Source organism: Burkholderia sp. SIMBA_051 (genome assembly GCF_046534915.1).
Taxonomy (GTDB): Bacteria; Pseudomonadota; Gammaproteobacteria; order Burkholderiales; family Burkholderiaceae; genus Burkholderia; species Burkholderia ambifaria.
The window spans coordinates 1-256 of record NZ_JAWRXS010000543.1 but is presented as its reverse complement, the minus strand read 5'-3'; the positions used below and the strand labels follow the sequence as shown (position 1 = coordinate 256).

The 256-nt window shown below is 61.3% G+C and carries 1 pseudogene; it reads right to left on the bottom strand.

The annotated features are described in order from the left end of the window. Positions 1–256 (bottom strand): annotated as a pseudogene (locus tag SB771_RS35640) (hypothetical protein); the annotation flags it as partial.

Below are 256 nucleotides of genomic sequence, written 5' to 3'. Positions count from 1 at the left end.
CCTTGAAAATGGCCGGATCAAACAGTGCCTTGCGCCGCGCTTCTGCGCCTTCCTGCCGCGCAAATTCGAGTTGATATTGCGCACCATGCCGCGATTAAAAATAGCTTTGCGGTTGCGCCGGCAATCGTACACGCCATCAAGGCTCACGACGCAACCCCGCAGATCGAGCCCCACCGCGCGGGCGATACGCGTGATCCGCGGCAGCGCTTCGCGCAACAGCGGCGATTCATTGCGATTGCCCGGGGCCGATACGAAC